The sequence below is a fragment of the Mesorhizobium sp. P2_H9 genome (assembly GCF_056403215.1).
The window spans coordinates 508,057-526,308 of sequence record NZ_JBFUFX010000002.1; the positions used below are offsets into that span (position 1 = coordinate 508,057).

The 18,252-nt window shown below is 64.4% G+C and carries 18 protein-coding genes; 9 read left to right on the top strand and 9 right to left on the bottom strand.

Features of this window, described 5'->3' with window-relative positions; all coding sequences use genetic code 11:
* Positions 1–135: 135 nt before the first annotated feature.
* The 4 genes from AC1DXN_RS05575 to AC1DXN_RS05590 all read left to right on the top strand — a co-directional run bounded on the left by AC1DXN_RS05575 (position 136) and on the right by AC1DXN_RS05590 (position 3,580).
* Positions 136–879: a DUF899 family protein gene (locus AC1DXN_RS05575; protein WP_477272637.1), complete on the top strand. Its 744-nt coding sequence runs from the start codon at positions 136–138 to the stop codon at positions 877–879.
* A gap of 277 nt (positions 880–1,156) precedes the next feature.
* Complete coding sequence (locus AC1DXN_RS05580; RefSeq protein WP_477272636.1) at positions 1,157–1,621, top strand: cupin domain-containing protein; 465 nt, start codon at positions 1,157–1,159, stop codon at positions 1,619–1,621.
* 75 nt (positions 1,622–1,696) lie between these two features.
* Complete coding sequence (locus AC1DXN_RS05585; protein WP_113194079.1) at positions 1,697–2,089, top strand: RidA family protein; 393 nt, start codon at positions 1,697–1,699, stop codon at positions 2,087–2,089.
* Positions 2,090–2,404: 315 nt separating this feature from the next.
* Positions 2,405–3,580 (top strand): FAD-dependent monooxygenase, encoded by a 1,176-nt coding sequence (locus tag AC1DXN_RS05590; RefSeq protein WP_477272634.1) that lies wholly within the window; start codon positions 2,405–2,407, stop codon positions 3,578–3,580.
* Here AC1DXN_RS05590 and carB read toward each other — a convergent pair.
* From carB to AC1DXN_RS05610, 4 genes are all read right to left on the bottom strand, one after another.
* Positions 3,577–7,080: a carbamoyl-phosphate synthase large subunit gene (carB, locus tag AC1DXN_RS05595; protein WP_477272632.1), complete on the bottom strand. Its 3,504-nt coding sequence runs from the start codon at positions 7,078–7,080 to the stop codon at positions 3,577–3,579. The genes AC1DXN_RS05590 and carB overlap by 4 nt on opposite strands.
* 145 nt (positions 7,081–7,225) lie before the next feature.
* A complete protein-coding gene (locus AC1DXN_RS05600; protein WP_477421486.1) occupies positions 7,226–8,089 on the bottom strand; it encodes an SH3 domain-containing protein in 864 nt (287 codons plus the stop codon).
* 123 nt (positions 8,090–8,212) lie between these two features.
* Entirely contained in the window at positions 8,213–8,971 is a 759-nt protein-coding gene (locus tag AC1DXN_RS05605) for a metallophosphoesterase family protein (RefSeq protein WP_477272628.1), read from the bottom strand.
* A gap of 87 nt (positions 8,972–9,058) precedes the next feature.
* Positions 9,059–9,415 carry an ArsR/SmtB family transcription factor gene (locus AC1DXN_RS05610; RefSeq protein ID WP_477245301.1) on the bottom strand — a complete coding sequence of 119 codons (357 nt, stop codon included), beginning with the start codon at positions 9,413–9,415 and terminating at the stop codon, positions 9,059–9,061.
* 193 nt (positions 9,416–9,608) lie between these two features.
* On the opposite strand from AC1DXN_RS05610, the gene AC1DXN_RS05615 reads away from it, so the two are divergent.
* Positions 9,609–10,787, top strand: coding sequence for an MFS transporter (locus tag AC1DXN_RS05615; protein ID WP_477272626.1), 1,179 nt, complete (start codon positions 9,609–9,611; stop codon positions 10,785–10,787).
* Between the two features lie 33 nt (positions 10,788–10,820).
* Here AC1DXN_RS05615 and AC1DXN_RS05620 read toward each other — a convergent pair whose 3' ends face one another.
* The gene (locus AC1DXN_RS05620) at positions 10,821–11,285 is read right to left on the bottom strand and encodes a MarR family winged helix-turn-helix transcriptional regulator (protein WP_477272624.1); all 465 of its coding nucleotides are present in this window, start codon (positions 11,283–11,285) and stop codon (positions 10,821–10,823) included.
* Between the two features lie 184 nt (positions 11,286–11,469).
* Here AC1DXN_RS05620 and AC1DXN_RS05625 point away from each other — a divergent pair, with 184 nt between their 5' ends.
* Positions 11,470–12,264 (top strand): SDR family NAD(P)-dependent oxidoreductase, encoded by a 795-nt coding sequence (locus tag AC1DXN_RS05625; protein WP_477272622.1) that lies wholly within the window; start codon positions 11,470–11,472, stop codon positions 12,262–12,264.
* Between the two features lie 159 nt (positions 12,265–12,423).
* Here the strand turns inward: AC1DXN_RS05625 and AC1DXN_RS05630 are convergent, their stop codons facing one another.
* The gene (locus tag AC1DXN_RS05630; RefSeq protein WP_477272620.1) at positions 12,424–13,023 is read right to left on the bottom strand and encodes a LysE family translocator; all 600 of its coding nucleotides are present in this window, start codon (positions 13,021–13,023) and stop codon (positions 12,424–12,426) included.
* A gap of 96 nt (positions 13,024–13,119) precedes the next feature.
* On the opposite strand from AC1DXN_RS05630, the gene AC1DXN_RS05635 reads away from it, so the two are divergent.
* Positions 13,120–13,989 (top strand): LysR substrate-binding domain-containing protein, encoded by an 870-nt coding sequence (locus AC1DXN_RS05635; protein ID WP_477272618.1) that lies wholly within the window; start codon positions 13,120–13,122, stop codon positions 13,987–13,989.
* Positions 13,990–14,050: 61 nt separating this feature from the next.
* Here AC1DXN_RS05635 and AC1DXN_RS05640 read toward each other — a convergent pair whose 3' ends face one another.
* From AC1DXN_RS05640 to AC1DXN_RS05650, 3 genes are all read right to left on the bottom strand, one after another.
* Positions 14,051–14,704, bottom strand: a complete 654-nt coding sequence (locus AC1DXN_RS05640) for a dihydrofolate reductase family protein (RefSeq protein ID WP_477272617.1) — start codon at positions 14,702–14,704, stop codon at positions 14,051–14,053.
* Between the two features lie 116 nt (positions 14,705–14,820).
* Positions 14,821–15,708, bottom strand: coding sequence for a protein-L-isoaspartate O-methyltransferase family protein (locus AC1DXN_RS05645; RefSeq protein ID WP_477272615.1), 888 nt, complete (start codon positions 15,706–15,708; stop codon positions 14,821–14,823).
* A gap of 85 nt (positions 15,709–15,793) precedes the next feature.
* The gene (locus tag AC1DXN_RS05650; protein WP_477272613.1) at positions 15,794–17,161 is read right to left on the bottom strand and encodes an Nramp family divalent metal transporter; all 1,368 of its coding nucleotides are present in this window, start codon (positions 17,159–17,161) and stop codon (positions 15,794–15,796) included.
* Between the two features lie 242 nt (positions 17,162–17,403).
* Between AC1DXN_RS05650 and mntR the strand changes: the two genes are divergently transcribed.
* A complete protein-coding gene (mntR, locus tag AC1DXN_RS05655; protein ID WP_477272611.1) occupies positions 17,404–17,856 on the top strand; it encodes a manganese-binding transcriptional regulator MntR in 453 nt (150 codons plus the stop codon).
* A 194-nt stretch (positions 17,857–18,050) separates the two neighbouring features.
* The gene (locus tag AC1DXN_RS05660; RefSeq protein WP_477236907.1) at positions 18,051–18,239 is read left to right on the top strand and encodes a hypothetical protein; all 189 of its coding nucleotides are present in this window, start codon (positions 18,051–18,053) and stop codon (positions 18,237–18,239) included.
* Positions 18,240–18,252 lie beyond the last annotated feature (13 nt).

Sequence of the window (18,252 nt, forward strand, 5' to 3'; positions counted from 1 at the left end):
GCGGGGAAGCGGCACAGGTTCCGCAGTGCGGCACGGCAGCGGCGTGCAAAAATGTCGGGACCAATTGCTGCCAAACGTCCTTGGTTTGCAGAGCAACCGCGCCGGGACGCCGGCGCGATACCCAAGGAGCCGACCATGATCACCTTTCCCAATGAATCCGCGAAATACCGCGCCGCCCGTGAAAGACTGCTGCAGAAGGAAATCGAGCTGCGCCGGGTCATGGAAGACGTCGCCGTGGCGCGGCGCGCGCTGCCGCCGGGCGGGCTGGTGCCGCAGGATTATGTGTTCGACGGGCTTGGCGCCGATGGCCGGCCGGCCAAGGTCAAACTGTCGGAGCTGTTTGCGCCGGGCAAGGACACGCTGATCCTCTACTCCATGATGTTTCCGCGCCACCCGGAGGAAACGCGCGACGTGGCGACCAGCGGCGGCACGGCGAAACTCGCGCGGCCGGACCAGCCGTGCCCGTCCTGCACCGGCCTGCTTGATCAGTTCGACGGTGCCATTGGTCATCTCGAGGCTGCCGGCTTCAATTTCGCCGTGGTGGGCAAGACCGCGCTCGACAATCTGCTCACGCTTGGCCGCGATAGAGGCTGGCGCAACATGCGACTGCTGTCCTGCGCCTCCAACAGCTTCAAGCGCGACTACAATGCGGAAGCCGCCGATGGCGCGCAGCTGCCGCTGCTGTCGGTGTTCCACCGCGATGCCGATGGCGTCAGGCATTTCTGGAGTTCCGAGCTTGGCTTCGCGCCGCAGGAACCCGGCCAGGACCCGCGCGCCATCGGCACTTGCGAGATCCTGTGGAACCTGATGGATTTTACACCGCAAGGTCGGCCGGACTGGAACGAGCAATTGCAGTATTGCGAGGCGTGCTGCCATTGAGCGGGCAATAGGGCTTGCCCTGCACGGAGGGCAATCGTTTCACGGGCGTTGGCGCCGCCCCTCATTGCCCTGCCGGGCATTTCTCCCCGTATAGTGACGGGGAGAAAGAGGCTTGCGCCGATGGTTTCGCCAATCACCGGCGTTGCGGCCAGCCCCCTTCTCCCCGTTTACGGGGAGAAGATGCCGGCAGGCAGATGAGGGGCAGCGCCGAGATTTCATGATTGGCGTATGCGCTAGGCGGTTGTCGCTTAGAATGCTGGGACCAAGGGAGAATCCCATGCCCAAGATCGACCTGTCCGCCGTACCCATCCGCAAGGGCTCGGGCTATCCCAAGCCTTTCGATGCACCCTGCGCCACCCGCACACGACGGCGGCTGGGCGATGCCGGTGGCCTCACCGATTTCGGCGTCAATCTGATGACATTGCCACCCGGCGGCTGGTCGAGCCAGCGCCACTGGCACAGCCATGAGGACGAGTTCGTCTATGTGCTGGAAGGCGAACTGGTGCTGGTCGAAGACGGCGGCGAGACGCTGCTGCGCGCCGGCGACTGCGCCACCTTTGCCAAGAACAGCGGCAATGGCCATCATTTGATCAACCGGTCCGCCACGACGGCGCTCTATCTGGAGGTCGGCTCACGCAATCCCGACGATGTCATCACTTGCTCCGACATCGACATGATGAGCCCCAGTTCCGACGGACGGTTCTTGCACAAGGACGGCACGCCGTATCCGGGGCAGGGGTGAGGACTGGACCATTCGTCGGCGCTGGCGTTCGCCGGACAGCGCGATAAGCTCCCTGCCAAACCCAGGGAGATTGTCATGAAAAAAGAAGTCATCGAGGTGCCGGTGATGTCGGCCAAGGTGCGGGCGCTTGGCCTGCCATGCTCGACCGCAGTCAGGGCCAACGGCTTCGTGTTCATCTCGGCGACGCCGCCGGTGGACATGGTGACCGGCGAAATGGTGCGCGGCGACATCGAAACGCAGACTGAAGCGTCGCTGAAGGCGCTGAAACATTGCCTGGAAGCGGCTGGCACTTCGCTCGACAACGTGGTGATGGTGCGCATCTACGCCGTCAATTCCGGCTTCTACAACGCCATCAACCGGGTCTATGCCAAGTACTTCAGCGTGAACCCGCCGGCGCGCAGCTTCGTGCCGGTGGCGTCATGGCCGATGGAGTTTGATATCGAGATCGAGTGTGTGGCGGTGGCGTGAGGCATTGGAAATAGAAACTGCTTTGGCGCTTCTAGGAGCTTGAACCAGTCCTTTCCTGTCAATTTCAAACGATCAATTTCGTCTTCAGCAAGCAAACCACAGTGGCGCGGCGCAGCGACTTCGAGTCCGCCTTCTGGCCATCAGTCGTGTTGAAGACGATCTGCCCTGGCGGTTTCGGATGGCGCCCTCGATGTGCGGGCGGCCTTCCAGCACCTGTTGATTTTTGCCTGCCTTGTGCGTCGGCGTCAGGGCGCCCATAGTCAACAGCGGCCGCGGTGCTGGCCAAGGAATGACAATGCTTGAGCAGCCGGAGCAATGAGCACGACCCCTCTACGCGTGGCGGTCGTTGGCGGCGGCATCGGCGGCGCCATCACGGCTTACGCCCTGCATAAACGCGGCATTGACGTTCGTCTCTACGAGCAGGCGGCAGCCCTGGCCGAGGTCGGCGCCGGCGTCGCGATCCAGCCGAACGGTGTCCGGATGCTTCGGCGGCTCGGCCTCGGTTACGAGCTGATCCGCTCGGGGGCCAGATGGATCGACCCACAGTTTCGTCGCGCCGATGGATCCTATGCTGCGGCGATGTGGCCCCCAGAGCTTGCCAGCCAGATCGAGTTCCACGGCATGCACCGCGCCGATTTGCTGGCAATGTTCGTCGACCGGCTATCTCCCGACGTTGTGAAGACTGGTCACAGATGCACCGGCTTCGAACAGGATGACGAGCAGGCCGTCATCACTTTCGCCAATGGCTTGCGCACCACGGCCGACGTCGTGATCGCGGCTGACGGCATCCATTCAACCCTTCAGCAATTCGTCGTTGCCCCGTCCGCCCCGCTCTATTCGGGATCGGTCGCCTATCGAGGGGTGATCCCGGCGGCGAGCGTCTCGTGGCCGTCAGGGGCGATGCGCAACTGGCTTGGTCCGGGCCGGCATTTTCTCGTCTTTCCGGTGCGCGCCGGCCAGCTCATCAACTACGTCGGCTTTGTCACGACTGACGAGCCAATGAAGGAGTCATGGTCGGCGCGGGGCGAGCCCGCCGCCCTTGCCCGGGAGTTCGCCGGCTGGGATCCAATGGTCGAGACGATCATTGCCCAGGTGAAAGCGACGTTTCGCTGGGGCCTGTTCGATCGCGAGCCGCTGGCAAGCTGGACTCGCGGGCGCCTGACCCTTCTGGGTGACGCCGCCCACCCGATGCTGCCGCACATCGGTCAAGGCGCCAATCAGGCGATCGAAGACGCCGTTGCCCTGGCGACCGTGCTGAGCCATGCAGACCGCAAGTCTGCCCCACGAGCGCTGCTGATTTACGAGCAGCTGCGGCGCGAACGGACTGCCGGGGTCCAGCGCATGTCGCGCGTGAGTGGGGCTCGCTATGACGCATCCAGCGGCGACTTGCATAGCCGCGACCGCCAGCTTGACGCCCAGCGGCAGGAACGCGCCTGGGTCTGGAACTACGACGCCTATGCCGAAGCCGAGGCGGCCGCCGCTTCGCTCTAGGCAAAATACTCCTGCAGCGGCCGCACCTCCAGGCTCCCCGCCTTCAGCGCCGCAATCGCTTCCGCCACCGCAGCTGCCCCCGACAGCGTGGTGTAATACGGCACTTTCTGCATCAGCGTGGCGCGGCGCAGCGACTTCGAGTCCGACACTGCCTTCTGGCCGTCGGTGGTGTTGAAGACGATCTGCACCTGGCGGTTGCGGATGGCGTCCTCGATGTGGGGGCGGCCTTCCAGCACCTTGTTGATCTTCTGGGCGTCGACGCCGTTTTCGGCGAGGAAGCGCTGCGTGCCGGAGGTCGCCAGCACCTTGAAGCCGAGGCCGGCCAGACGCTTCACGGCGCCGAGAATGCCCTTCTTGTCCTCGTCGCGCACCGAGACGAACAGCGTGCCGGAGCGCGGCAGGTCGACGCCGGCCCCTAACTGGCTCTTGGCGAAGGCCAGCGCAAAGTCGCGGTCGAGGCCCATGACCTCGCCGGTCGAGCGCATTTCCGGGCCGAGCAAGATGTCGACGCCGGGGAAACGGGCGAAGGGGAACACCGCTTCCTTGACCGCGATGTGGCCGGGATTTCTGGGATCGGGCATGGCGCCATAATGGGCGAAGGCGTCTTCCAGCTTTTCGCCGGCCATGATGCGGGCGGCGATCTTGGCGATGGGCCGGCCGATGGTCTTGGCGACGAAGGGCACGGTGCGTGACGCGCGCGGGTTGACCTCCAGCACATAGACGATGCCGTCCTTGATCGCATACTGCACGTTCATCAGGCCGCCGACATTGAGGGCGCGGGCAAGGGCCGCCGTCTGGCGCTCCAGCTCGTCGACCAGCTCGGAGGGCAGGGAGTGCACCGGCAGCGAGCAGGCACTGTCGCCCGAATGGATGCCGGCCTCCTCGATGTGCTCAAGAATGCCCGACACGAATGTGTCCTTGCCGTCGCAGAGGCAGTCGACATCGACCTCGATGGCGCCCGAGAGGTAGGTGTCGAACAGCAGCGGGTTCTTGCCCAGCAGCGTGTTGATCTGGCCGGTCTTGTCGTTGGGGTATTTCTGCTTGATGTCCTCCGGCACCAGGCCGGGCACGGTGTCGAGCAGATAGGTTTGCAGCATGCCCTCGTCATGGATGATCTGCATGGCGCGGCCGCCCAGCACATAGGAGGGGCGCACCACCAGGGGGAAGCCGAGCTCACCGGCGACGAGGCGGGCCTGCTCGACCGAATAGGCGATGCCGTTCTTGGGCTGGGTGAGGCCGAGCTTGTGCAGCAGCTTCTGGAAACGGTCGCGGTCTTCGGCGAGATCGATCATGTCGGGTGACGTGCCGAGGATCGGGATGCCGGCCTTCTCCAGCGCGTCGGCGAGCTTCAGCGGCGTCTGGCCGCCGAACTGGACGATGACGCCGACCAGTTCGCCTGACGCCTGTTCGGCGCGCAGGATCTCCAAAACATCCTCGGCCGTCAGCGGCTCGAAGTAGAGACGGTCCGAGGTATCGTAGTCGGTCGACACGGTCTCCGGGTTGCAGTTGATCATGATCGCCTCGAAGCCGGCGTCGCGCAGCGCGAAGGCCGCGTGGCAGCAGCAATAGTCGAATTCGATGCCCTGGCCGATGCGGTTCGGACCGCCGCCGAGGATGACGACCTTCTTGCGCGACGACACCTGCGCCTCGTTGGCGAGCGCGCCGGCGAACGGCACTTCATAGGTCGAATACATGTAGGCGGTGGGCGAGGCGAACTCGGCGGCGCAGGTGTCGATGCGCTTATAAACCGGATGAACGTCGAGCTTTTCTCGAATCTTCTGAATCACTTCGGCGTCAGTCTTCGTTAATGAGGCGAGGCGGGCATCGGAGAAGCCCATGGCCTTCAGCATGCGCAGATTGACGGCGTCCTCGGGGATGCCGTGCTCGCGGATGCGGGCTTCCATATCAAGGATGCCAGCGATCTGTTCGAGGAACCACGGGTCGATCTTGCACATGGCGTGCACGTCTTCGAGCGAAGTGCCCATGCGGATCGCCTGCGCCACCATGCGCAGCCGGTCGGGCGTCGGCGTGCCCAAGGCGGCGCGAATAGCGTTGCGGTCATCGGCGTGGTTGGCGACAGCGGCACCGTGGCCGAGGCCGGGGATCTCGATCTCGTCCAACCCGGTAAGGCCGGTTTCGAGACCGCGCAACGCCTTCTGCAGCGATTCCTGGAAGGTGCGACCGATGGCCATGACTTCGCCGACCGACTTCATCGACGTGGTCAGCACCGGCTCGGCGCCGGGGAATTTCTCGAAGGCAAAGCGCGGGATCTTGGTGACGACATAGTCGATCGACGGCTCGAAGGAAGCTGGCGTGGCGCCGCCGGTGATGTCGTTCTCCAACTCGTCCAGCGTGTAGCCGACGGCGAGCTTTGCCGCGATCTTGGCGATCGGGAAACCGGTTGCCTTGGAGGCGAGCGCGGAGGAGCGCGAGACGCGCGGGTTCATCTCGATGACGACGAGACGGCCGTCAGCCGGGTTGACGGCAAACTGCACGTTGGAGCCGCCGGTCTCGACGCCGATCTCTCTGAGCACCGCGATCGAGGCGTTGCGCATCATCTGGTATTCTTTGTCGGTCAGCGTCAGCGCCGGGGCGACGGTGATGGAATCGCCGGTGTGCACGCCCATCGGGTCGATGTTCTCGATCGAGCAGACGATGATGCAATTGTCCGCCTTGTCGCGGACAACCTCCATCTCATACTCCTTCCAGCCGAGCACGCTTTCCTCGATCAGCACTTCGGTGGTCGGCGAGGCGTCGAGGCCGGACTGAACGATCTCGTAGAATTCGGCGCGGTTATAGGCGATGCCGCCGCCGGTGCCGCCCATGGTGAAGGACGGGCGGATGATGGCGGGCAGGCCGACATGGTCGAGCGCCTGGGCGGCGATGGCCATGCCGTGGCTGATATAGCGCTGCTTGCGGTCGCCTTCGCCGAGGTTCCAGCGGGTTTCCAGCGCATCGAGTGCTGAGTCGAGATTGTCAGGCTTCTCGGCCTTGAGTGCTGCGCGCTCGGCCTCGTGCGTCTTGCGGTCGGTGTTCTTGACGTCGGTGGCGTTGGCCAGCATCGACTTTGGTGTTTCCAGGCCGATCTTCTGCATCGCCTCGCGAAACAAAGCGCGGTCCTCGGCCTTGTCGATGGCCGTGGCGTCGGCGCCGATCATCTCGACATTGTAGCGGTCGAGCACGCCCATCCGGCGCAGCGACAAAGCAGTGTTGAGCGCGGTCTGGCCGCCCATGGTCGGCAGCAGCGCATCCGGCCGCTCCTTGGCAATGATCTTGGCCACCACTTCGGGCGTGATCGGCTCGATATAGGTGGCGTCGGCCAGTTCCGGATCGGTCATGATGGTGGCCGGATTGGAATTGACCAGGATGACGCGAAATCCCTCTTCCTTCAGCGCCTTGCAGGCCTGGGTGCCGGAATAGTCGAACTCGCAGGCCTGACCGATGACGATGGGGCCGGCCCCGATGATCAGGATCGACTTGATGTCAGTGCGTCTTGGCATGTCATAGGTCCGTTCGGCGGGCGGCTTGCACAAAAAACCGGGACGGGAAGACCCGGCCGGTTGTGCTCGCGATTCTGGTATCAGGCTAGGAGGGCCTTATAGGGAAGAGTTTTGGCGGATGTAACCCCGAAAATGCGGGTTGTTGCTAATCCCCAAGCGCCAGCGCATCCGTAATCTCGAACCGCTCCGACACGCCGACACGGACGATGCTCAGGCTGCCCTCGCGGGTGAAGCGGAATTCGCCGGGCGCGTTCGAGCTGGTCGGCAGGCCGGCGGAAAAGCTGATGACACGCGTGCCGCCATCGGGCCAGGTCACGGTCACGTCGGCCTTGCCGGCGTCCATGCGGACGATGCTTGCCGCACAGCTTGTCATCGGCTGGCCGATATAGCGGGCGCACGGAAGCTCGCCGGTGGCAGTGGGGGCGGGCGCGTTTGCCGCCGGCGCTTCTGTCTCCCCGGCCGACGGGTCGGCTGCGAACGCCATTGTGTAGGCATCCTCGATGGCGGTCTTGCCGATGATCTCAGCAGGCGTCTGACCGGTTTCAGGGTCGCCCAGCCGCACTGTCAGGTTGGGCTGCGGCTGGCCCGCCGTGGCGGGACTTGCGCCGGTCGCCTCGGTGTCCGGAACGGCCACCGGATTCTCGGGGTTCAAATAGCGCGCCGGCGCCCATCCGCTCATTTGCGAATTGTCCATCGCTTCGACCTTGCACCAGCGATGCCCGTTGACGTCGTTGCAGCCGAGGTTCTTCAGGCTCGAACCACTCGGCAGGCGGGCTTCGGTCTTGCCGATCGGCGACGGCGTGGCGCGTACGTTGAGGAGATCGCCGGGGGCGAGGTTGGTGACGATGGAGACGACCAGAGAGGGATCGTCCTCGGCCTTGGCCGCGATTGCCGCCAGCAGCAGCGCAGCAGCAATCAGCGCGGCCAGCGTCGTCCGGAGGGAAAGTGTGCGCCTCATCATCTGGCCGTGGGCGATCGATTGCATTGCCGAGAATGCGGCCAGACTCAAGAGCGCCACCGCATGCCACGCCGGTTTTATAAGCAACCACATGGCGCTATGTAAGCCCGAAAATACGGCTGGTTTGCGGGGAGGTGCCGTACGGTTCTGCGGGGGRCTGAACGCGTTCCGCGTTCAGCCCGGCATGAATCCAGTCCGCAGCGCGTGAGCCCATTCCGGCCGTCCCGCCTGCTCGGCCTGCCGTGCCGCCGCCTCGTGGTCGTAATCGACAGCAATGGTCTCGAAGATGTCGGGCCGGCCCTCGCCACCCAGCGTGACGATGCCGTAGCGCGCGTGCGGCGAGCCTTGCTCGGAGACATGTGCAGGCGGGGTGGAATCGTCATAGGCGGGGCAGCCGATGCTGCCCGGATTGAAGATGACGGGACCACCGGGAATGTGGATCAGCTCGCTGCGGTGGCTGTGGCCGCACAGCACGATGCGGCATGCGGGGTCGAGGCTCTTCAGCCGCCGCTTGATCGCTGCCAGTGGCGCGCGCACCAGCTGGCCATCGGTAATCGCGTCAGCCAGATATTTCTCGTCATGGTCGGGCCGGGCGTGAAAGGCGATCACGCCGGGCGCGATCTCCAGCGTCAGCGGCTGAGCGAACAGCACCTCGCGCTGCGCTACGGTCAGCCGCTCCTGCGCATAGCGGTCGGACGCCCACATCGTGTCATCGGCCGGGTCGCGGGCGACGCGGCGGTCGTGGTTGCCGCGCACCGTCGGCAGGTTGAGCGCTTCCAGCCGTTCAAAAGTCTCGCGCGGCCACAGCGGACCTGAGACGCTGTCACCGAGATTGACGGTCAGGTCGGCGCCGCCGCGTCGCTGCAGATCGTCGAGCACGGCATCGAGGGCCAGCACGTTGCCGTGGATGTCGGCGAGGACGGCGATGCGCATTCAGAAGCTCCGGTTGGTTCGAAGCTTCGCATATCTGCACAGCAGCCGGGGTTCTACCGGTTCTGTGCTGAGTCCTGTCGTGTCGCGCTAGGCAGAAATTTCAATATCGTGGCCACCGACCGCGGGCAGGGCCGTATCCTCGCCGGCGGCGGCAATGACGCTGTCGAGCAGGCCGGGGAAGCGGGCGTCGAGGTCGTCGCGGCGCAGCGTGATCAGCCGGCTGGTGCCGACCACCTCGGCGCGGGTGACGCCGGCTTCGCGCAGTTTGGCCAGGTGATAGCTGAGATTGGTTTTCGAGCCGAGATCGAGGAACTGGCTGCAGTTCAGCGGCACGCCTTCCTTGCTGGCGAGATAGCGAACGATGGCGAGCCTGGTCGGGTCGCCAAGCACGGCAAGCACGATCGGCAGGCTGATCTGGTCGGTATTGGGGTGGGGCAAGGTCATGCCGCTGAATTAAGCACAATCGGGGCCGATTTCAACGCATCTCCTCCTTTGGCCGGGGCCACACGGTTTCTCGTTTCGCGATCCGTCCTGACACAGGGTTGTCAGCAGGGTTGGACTATTTATGCCCTCTGACATTGACATGATGGCACCTTATGTCCAATTGTTCAATGACTTTTGAACTAAGGACATCGCCATGGACAAGCGCCTCTTCTGGCTTGCGCTCGGATCGTTCACGATCTCGACCGAAGGCTTCGTCATTTCCAGCCTGCTGCCCGATATCGCCACCGATGCCGGTATCTCCATTCCGCTGGCCGGCACGCTGATCACCGCCTTTGCGCTTGCCTATGCGGTCGGCACGCCGATCCTGGCGACACTGACCGGCGAATGGGATCGGCGCCGCGTCATCCTGTGGACGCTGGTGTTCTTCGTGCTCGGCAATCTGGCGGCCGCATTGAGTTCCTCCTTCGAATTGCTGCTGATCGCTCGCATCGTCATGGCGCTGTCTTCCGGCCTGTTCGCGGCCACAGCGCAAGGCACGGCGGTGGCGCTGGTCGATAGCCATCACCGGGCGCGCGCCATTGCCGTCGTCGTCGGTGGCACCACGGTGGCGGTTGCGGTCGGTGCGCCGCTCGGCGCGCTGGTGGCGGCCTTCGCCGGCTGGCGCGGCACGTTCTTTGCCATCGCCGCCCTCGGCGCGCTCGCTGGCGCTATCCTTTGGTACCGGCTGCCGCGCGGCATCATCGGCACGAAGCTGCCGCTCAGGCAGCGGCTTGCCGCGGCCCTTCGGCCCGGCGTGATGCCGATCCTGTTGACGACGCTGATGGCGCTGACCGGCGCTTTCACCGTCTTTGCCTATGTCGCGCCGCTGGCCATTCAAGGCGGCGGGCTGAGCCCGATCGCCCTGCCCGGCATGCTGCTCGCCTTCGGCATAGGCGCGGTCATCGGCAACATCGCAGGCGGCCAGGCCGCCGATCGTTTTGGCGCGACGCGCACGGTCGGCTGGTCGCTGGGGTTGAGCGCGGCCATGCTGGTCATGCTCTCGGTGATCCCGACCTTCCTGCCGCACCACATCGCCGGACCGGCGCTGATGGCGATGATGGTGCCGTGGGGCATCGTCGGCTGGGCCTTCCCGCCGGCGCAGGCGAGCCGCATCATCAAGCTCGCGCCTGACGCTGCCCCGATCGTGCTGTCGCTCAACGGCTCGGCGCTCTATCTCGGCGTGGCGCTGGGCGCCGTGGTCGGCGGCGCCGTGCTGCGCTACGGCGCGCCGGCCGACCTCGGCCTGATCGCAGCGGCGTTCCCGATCGTGGGACTGGGCATCGTGCTGGCCGGCCTCTGGGCGGCGCGGCCGGTGGCGATGCCGGCGGAATAGCACCGTTTCCAGAGCTGATTGCCGGCCGCTCTTTCAGGTTGAAAGGGCGGCCGGCGGCACTTCGTAGTTCAGCGCGGCGACTTCATCGAGCAAGGCGCGCAGGTCTGCCGCCCGTTGCTTGCCGACCATGGCCTCGAAGCGCTGCTGGGCAATGCTCCATAATTTCGTTGCCTCTTCGAGCTTGACCAGGCCTTCGCGGGTCAGTCGCACCCGCTTGACGCGGCGATCGTCCTTGTCGGCGAAGGTTTCGACATAGCCGTCACGGATCAGCGGCTTCAGCGTGTGGCCGAGCGCCGACAAATCCATCACCATCGCTTCTGCGATCGTGCCCATCGCCGGCTCGCTGCTGACATAGATTTGGTAGAGCAGGCCGTATTGCGTGCCCTTCAGGCCCGAAGGCGAGATCACATCGTCATAGAAGCGGCCGAGCTTGCGCGCGGCGCGCCGCAGCGTGGCATTGTTGCAAGGGCTAAATCCCGGCATCGCAGTCTTGTTCATCACGACTCCTCGCCGGCAAGAGCGTCTGCCGGCTGCCGCAGAAATAGTTTCTGTCGCCGCCGTTGACAAGATAGTGGCATATACCTATTTCCCAGAAAGTGGCATATGCCACTAATTAGAAATCAGGCGGCGGGGCAAGGGACATCGGCCTGTTCCGCCGGGCAGCAACACAAGGAACAGGACAATGAGTGTAGAAAACAACAAGGGCACGGCGGTGGTCACCGGTGCCTCGTCGGGCATTGGCGCGGTCTATGCCGACCGGCTCGCCGGCCAGGGCTATGATCTGGTGCTGGTGGCGCGGCGCGCCGACCGGCTCGAAGAACTGGCTGAGAAGCTGCGCTACGCCTACGATCGCAAGGTCAGTGTGATCAGCGCCGATCTTGCCGACGACAACGACGTCCGCCGGGTCGAACAGGCGATCGCCGCCGACGACAGCGTGACGCTGCTGGTCAACAATGCCGGCATCGGCGGCGCGGCAGTGGTGGCGACCGCCGACGCCGACGTGGCCGAGCGCATGATCAAGGTCAATGTCATCGCCTTGACGCGGCTGACCCGCGCCGTGCTGCCGGGCCTGATCGCGCGCAACCGCGGCGCCATCGTCAACATCGCCTCGGTGCTCGCCTTCGACACCTCGTTCGGCGGCATCTACAGTGGCACCAAGGCCTATGTCGTCAACTTCACCGAAGCTCTGCAACGCGAAGTCGCCGACACCGAAGTGAAGGTGCAGGTGGTGCTGCCGGGCGCCACCCGGACCGATTTCTGGGAGCTTGCCGGCAGCGATATCGACAACCTGCCGAAGGAGATCATCATGAGCGCCGACGATCTGGTCGATGCCGCACTGGTCGGCCTCGCCAGGGGCGAAGCCGTGACCGCGCCGGCGCTGGCCGATGCGGCCAAGCTGGACACTTTCCTCGGCGCCCGGCAAACCTTCTACGGCAGCCTGCACGCCAACAAGCCGGCGGCGCGCTACGCGGCTTGAGGAGGCAGGTTCGCTTCGCGAACCAGAACCCCCACCCCGCTGCTATGCAGCGACCCTCCCCACAAGGGGGAGGGTTAGGGGCGCGCTCCCTACCTCCCCCTTGTGGGGAGGTCGGACCGCAGGTCCGGGTGGGGGTACTGCGCCGGAAAGTAGTTACCTCTACGCCGTCCGCCACATCGGAATGATCGAGGCAGCAAGCAACAGGCCGAGCGCGATGTTAAGCACGCGCCACTGCAGCTCGGTTCTAAGCAACCGGGCGAGCAGCGTGCCCGCCGCGCACCACAGCGACAGCGATACCGCAGCCGCAAGGCCAAATACCGCGCCGAGCAGCAAGGCAAGTTGTAGGGGTCCGTCGGCCAGTGCAGCGAACGATGCCGCAGCACCCAGCCCCATCGCCCAGCCCTTGGGGTTCATCCATTGCAGGCCGGCGCCGCCGAGAAAGCTGTTCGGCCTGGCCATCGCCAGGTCGAGATTGGGCGGGCCGCTGCGGCCGATCTTGAGGGCGAGCCAGACGAGATAGAGCGAACCGGCGATCTTCATCGCCAGTTGCAGTGACGGGACCGCCGCCAGCAGCCCGGCAAGCCCGGCCGCACCGGCAGCGGCCACGGTGGCGAGACCAGCGGCGCTGCCGGCCATCAACGGAACGGAGCGGCGAAAGCCGAACTGTGCGCCGGACGCCGTCGACAAGGTCGTGGCCATGCCAGGCGTGGAGGTGGCGACCAGCGCGAACAGGACGAGGGGAAGGATGGCCTCAAACATGCTGGTTTCTCTCCAGGGAGGCCGCATGCTAGGCGTCATCTCACATCAGTAAATGCAATGTTTACGATGGTCGGCATTAGGGATTATAATATCACCATGATCCGCAACCTTGACACGGCCCTGATCCGCACCTTCGTCACCGTTGCCGACAAGGCCAGCATGACGGCGGCGGCGAACGCCTTGCATCTGACGCAGGGCGCCGTCAGCCAGCAGATCAAGCGGCTGGAGGAGGTTCTGGGCTGCAGCCTGTTCGAGCGCGACCGGCGGGGGCTGCGGCTGACGCGCTCCGGCGAGCGGCTGTTCGGCAAGGGCAAACGCCTGCTCGGCCTCAACGACGAGATCTGGGCCGAGATGGCGGGCAATGCGGTTGCGGGCGAGGTGCGGCTCGGCGTGCCCTACGACCTTGTCGGCACCTTGCTGGCGCCAATTTTGAAGACCTATGCCGAAACCTATCCGCAGGTCGAGATCTCGCTGGTCTGCGCCTCGTCGCCGGAACTCGCCGCGGCATTGGCGACCGGCACCATAGACTTAGCCGTCATCGAGGAGCGGGTCGGCTCATCCGCCGGCGAATGCCTCGCTATCGACCGGCTGGTCTGGGTGGGCGCCAAGGGCGGTGTCGCGCGCCGCAAACGGCCGCTGCCGGTGTCGATGGTCGCCGACACCTGCGCGTTTCGGCCAGCGGTGCTATCGGCGCTCAATGAGCACGGACTGGAATGGCGCACCGTGTTCGAGAATGGCAACATCGATGCGACGACGGCGACGGTGCGCTCGGACCTCGCCGTCACCACCTGGCTGGCGTCGACGGTGCCTGCCGACCTCGACATTCTGTCTGGCGATTCCGAGCTGCCGGCCTTGCCGAATTTTTCGATCAATCTGCATTTGCCCAGGCATGGTGTCGGGCCGGCGGCGCAAGAGTTTGCACGCCACATCCGCGATGGGCTGGCTCGGCGGCTGGTGGCGGCTTGAGGCCACGCCTCTGTTTCCTCTCCCCCATTTTATGGGGGCGAGGAACCCAAGTCCTGCAAAGCTACTTCCAGTTCTTGCGCCGTTCGATCTCTGCCTCGGACGGCTTCTCCGGAACAAACGACCCAACCTTGATCTCGCCGCCGCGCGCATAGGTCGCCATAATGACGCCGGTGGTCGAGGCTTGCGAGCGGGTCAGCTTGAAAGCAGCGGGCAGCGTGCCGTTGCCGAACAGCCGCTTGCCCTTGCCCAGCACCAGCGGGAAGATCAGCAGGCTGATCTCGTCGATCAGATCGTTGGCGAGCAAGGTCTGGATCAGCTCGCTCGATCCCTGGATGAGCAAGTCCGGGCCATCCTGTTGCTTGAGCTGGCGCAGCGTCGCCACGACGTCATCACCCAGCGATTGGCTGTTTTGCCAGGACAACGTTTCGGGCCGGTGCGTCGCCACATATTTGGTGACGGCGTTGAAGCTGTCGGCGATCGGATCGTTCTCCTGATACGGCCAATGGGCGGCGAAGATGTCGTAGGTCTTGCGGCCGAGCAGCAGCGCGAAAGGCTTGGAGAACGTCTCACCCATGGCGGCACCCATGACGTCGTCCCAATAGTGGAACGTCCAGCCGCCATATTCGAAGCCGCCGACCGGATCTTCCTCCGGCCCGCCCGGCGCCTGCATGATGCCGTCGAGGCTGACGAATGTTGCTGCGGTAATCTTCCTCATTGGGGTGCTCCTTTTCATGGTCCCGCCGTCAAGGCCGGACTTCGGCCTAAGGACGCGCGAGTGCACACCTGTCCGACAGCCGCCTGAGAAATTTCCGGCATTCCGCCCCTCGAAGATCACAAGGCAGTCTTGCCCTTGGTCCGTGAAGCTGGCGGTCGGTCGTCGAGGCTCTGGGACGAAAACCAGACGTCGCCGATGATGGCTGTGGCGGTTCCGTCCGGAGCCTTGTCTGATGTCAGCCAGATCGAACGGCTGCGCGCGGCCTGTTCGCGGTCGGGAATTTTCGCTGCCGGACTTGCGACCGAGGCACCGACGCAAGGGATGAACCAGGAGCCCATGAACGGGTTGCAGGCAAAGCCCTTTTTGGTGCGGGTCACCAGCACCGCCAGGGCAACACGCTCGGCCGGACGCCAGGGGAAGATCATGCGACCGCCCGGCCTCAACGCCTTCAGCCATCCGGCCGGTGGTGCGGCGACGCCGGCATTGACATAGATGACATCTGATGGTGGCAGCGTGGTGGTGACGGCATCGCCATGGATGACGGTCACATTGCCATAGGCTTCAAGATTCTTTGTCGCGCGGCTTGCAAGATCGGCCTCCAGTTCGAAGGCGGTGACAGGGCCGCCGGGCGAAACCAGCCGCGCCAGCAAGGCGGTGTAGTAGCCGGTGCCGGCGCCGATATGGGTGACGGCTTCACCCGGTTTGGGCGCGATCTTGCCGATCCACATGGCGTGCAGGGAGGGCTCGCCATTGTTGATGCCCTTGTCGGCATCGAGCGCCACCAGCACGTCCTGATAGATGTGGACCGGATCGGCGCTTGGGGTCACGACCTTGCCATTGCCGGCCGTGACCATCGTGCCGACGATGACCGTCCATGGTCCTGGACCAAGAAAGGCTTCGCGCGGCACCGTGGCGAAAGCCTCTTCGAGACGCGGATCGGCCGAGCCGGAATTGGCAGCCATCAGCCGCGCGTAGAATTTTCGAGCTTCCGCAAGGACGGTCATCGTCCGTCAAGATAGCGCAGACAACCGATTTGTCTCACCGGTTTGTCGGACAAGCCGATGAGGGAGCAATTGGACTGTTCGTTGCTCAGCCGACGCCGAAGACGGTGTCGTAGAGCAGCTTGAAGTTGAGCACCAGGATGATGGCGGCGACCACCCATGCGAGTGCGGCGACGCTGCGTGGTATCGCGAGATTGCCCATCTTCTTCTTGTCGGAGACGAACTGCACCAGCGGAACCACCGCGAAGGGCAACTGCATCGACAGGATGACCTGGCTGAAGACGAGCAGCTGGCCGGTTCCTTTTTCGCCATAGAGCGCGGTGACGATCACCACCGGAACGATGGCGATGCCGCGCGTCACCAGGCGCCGCGCCCATTGCGGGATGCGCAGGCGCAGGAACCCTTCCATGACGATCTGGCCGGCGAGCGTCGCCGTCACCGTCGAATTCAGGCCCGAGGCAAGTAGTGCCACCGCAAACAGGGTGGAGGCGATGCCGAGGCCAAGCAACGGCGACAGCAGTTCAAAGGCCTGGCCGATCTCGGCGACGTCCTGATGGCCGGTGCCATGGAAGGCAACTGCCGACACGATCAGGATGGAGGCGTTGATGAACAGCGCCAGCATCAGGGCGATGGTCGAGTCGGTGGTTGCCCATTTGATGGCGTCGCGCTTGCCTTTTTCGGTGCGCTCATAGGCACGCGTCTGCACGATCGAGGAGTGCAGGTAAAGATTGTGCGGCATGACGGTGGCGCCGATGATGCCGATGGCAATGTAGAGCATGGCCGGGTTGGTGACGATCTCGGACGACGGCACGAACATGGCGTGCAGGACCGAGCCAACCGGCGGAGAGGCGGCAAAGATCTGGACGGCGAAGCAGCCGAAGATGATGATCAAAAGCGCGATGATGAAGGCTTCGAGGAAGCGAAACCCCTTGTTCATCAGCAGAAGCAGCAGGAAGGCGTCGAGCGCGGTGATGAGGGCGCCGCCGATCAGCGGAATGCCGAACAAAAGCTGCAGCGCAATCGCCGTGCCGATGACCTCGGCGAGGTCGCAGGCGATGATGGCCAGTTCGCAGGCGATCCACAGCATGAAGTTCACTGGCCGCGGATAGTAGGCGCGGCAAGCCTGGGCGAGGTCGCGGCCGGTGGCGATACCGAGCCTGGCGGCGAGCGCCTGCAGCAGGATGGCCATCAGGTTCGACAGCAGGATGATGAAGAGAAGCGTGTAACCGAACTGGGCGCCGCCAGCGAGGTCGGTCGCCCAGTTGCCGGGGTCCATGTAGCCGACCGAGACCATGTAGCCCGGTCCCATGAAAGCGAACAGGCGGCGGAACCAGACGCCCGAGCTTGGCACGGCGATCGAGGAATTGACTTCGCGCAGGCTGGGCTGGTCGTCCTCTTCCGGCCGGGCAAATCGCCACATGGATCGGGATTCAGTGGTGGCTTGGGCTTCCGACATGAGGGGGATTTCCGCTGGGATTGGTGGATGTTGCCGCCAATCTATGCCACGGCTGAACATTATGCAATATGCTATATTTCATTGTATGTGCTTTTTAGGGGCCCCTTGTCACAGAGCAGGGGGCAATCGGGGGAACCCGGTTGCGCCTGCCAAGGAATGCAAATAAACGGCCAGAACATTTCAAGCTCGTGCTATGAATGTTCAATGTCGGGACATCCGCCGACGGCTAGAGGGAGCGCATATTGGCGCTGAAGAACAGACCCGTTCCGCGCGAACCGCTGCCGGATGCCGACGTCCATTCGGAGGGATTCCGGCAGACGCGCGAAGCACGCCGCAGCGCGCTGGTCGAGGATTATGTCGAGCTGATCGCCGACCTGATCGAGGACGGCAACGAGGCGCGGCAGGTCGATATCGCGGCAAGGCTCGGTGTCGCCCAGCCGACCGTGGCCAAGATGCTGACCCGGCTGTGCACCGACGGGCTGGTGTCCAGGAAACCCTATCGCGGTGTCTTCCTGACCGAGGCCGGCCGCAAGGTTGCCGAGGAGAGCCGCATTCGCCACCAGACTGTGGAAGCCTTCCTGCGCTCGCTCGGAGTCAGCGCCGAAACGGCGCGCATCGATGCCGAGGGCATCGAGCACCATGTCAGCGCCGAGACGCTCGAAGCCTTTCGCAAGGCGATGACCGCGCCCCGCTAAAGTGGTTCATCGTTTCACGGGAACGCCGAACCACTCTATCTCTTTGTTTTGACGCAATTCCGGACGGAAAACCGCTTCACACTTTTCCTGGAATTGCTCCAACCCTCGCTTGCCGACAGACTTGCCGGAACCGCCGCATCACGGATGCGTTGAGGAGCATGCCGCGCGATTGGCGCGAGGCCGAGGAGGACATCATGGGCGTTGAACAGGCACCGACAGCGAAGGGCAAGCAGGCGGCAAAGGGATTGAAGCAAGCTGCGGCGAAGGACGAGCGCAAGACGGAAGCCGAAACCGGCCGGCCGCTGAAAAAGGGCGCTGCCCGTTTCGAGGAGCGTTCGAAAAGCTCGGACGGCAAGAGCGCAGGCGCCAAGCAGAAGAGTTGAGATTTGCCCCGGG

Coding starts and splice junctions, on each gene's coding strand:
- AC1DXN_RS05575 (WP_477272637.1), top strand. CDS start 136: ATGATCACCTTTCCCAATGAATCCGCGAAATACCGCGCCGCCCGTGAA.
- AC1DXN_RS05580 (WP_477272636.1), top strand. CDS start 1,157: ATGCCCAAGATCGACCTGTCCGCCGTACCCATCCGCAAGGGCTCGGGC.
- AC1DXN_RS05585 (WP_113194079.1), top strand. CDS start 1,697: ATGAAAAAAGAAGTCATCGAGGTGCCGGTGATGTCGGCCAAGGTGCGG.
- AC1DXN_RS05590 (WP_477272634.1), top strand. CDS start 2,405: ATGAGCACGACCCCTCTACGCGTGGCGGTCGTTGGCGGCGGCATCGGC.
- carB (WP_477272632.1), bottom strand. CDS start 7,080: ATGCCAAGACGCACTGACATCAAGTCGATCCTGATCATCGGGGCCGGC.
- AC1DXN_RS05605 (WP_477272628.1), bottom strand. CDS start 8,971: ATGCGCATCGCCGTCCTCGCCGACATCCACGGCAACGTGCTGGCCCTC.
- AC1DXN_RS05610 (WP_477245301.1), bottom strand. CDS start 9,415: ATGACCTTGCCCCACCCCAATACCGACCAGATCAGCCTGCCGATCGTG.
- AC1DXN_RS05615 (WP_477272626.1), top strand. CDS start 9,609: ATGGACAAGCGCCTCTTCTGGCTTGCGCTCGGATCGTTCACGATCTCG.
- AC1DXN_RS05620 (WP_477272624.1), bottom strand. CDS start 11,285: ATGAACAAGACTGCGATGCCGGGATTTAGCCCTTGCAACAATGCCACG.
- AC1DXN_RS05625 (WP_477272622.1), top strand. CDS start 11,470: ATGAGTGTAGAAAACAACAAGGGCACGGCGGTGGTCACCGGTGCCTCG.
- AC1DXN_RS05630 (WP_477272620.1), bottom strand. CDS start 13,023: ATGTTTGAGGCCATCCTTCCCCTCGTCCTGTTCGCGCTGGTCGCCACC.
- AC1DXN_RS05635 (WP_477272618.1), top strand. CDS start 13,120: ATGATCCGCAACCTTGACACGGCCCTGATCCGCACCTTCGTCACCGTT.
- AC1DXN_RS05640 (WP_477272617.1), bottom strand. CDS start 14,704: ATGAGGAAGATTACCGCAGCAACATTCGTCAGCCTCGACGGCATCATG.
- AC1DXN_RS05645 (WP_477272615.1), bottom strand. CDS start 15,708: ATGACCGTCCTTGCGGAAGCTCGAAAATTCTACGCGCGGCTGATGGCT.
- AC1DXN_RS05650 (WP_477272613.1), bottom strand. CDS start 17,161: ATGTCGGAAGCCCAAGCCACCACTGAATCCCGATCCATGTGGCGATTT.
- AC1DXN_RS05660 (WP_477236907.1), top strand. CDS start 18,051: ATGGGCGTTGAACAGGCACCGACAGCGAAGGGCAAGCAGGCGGCAAAG.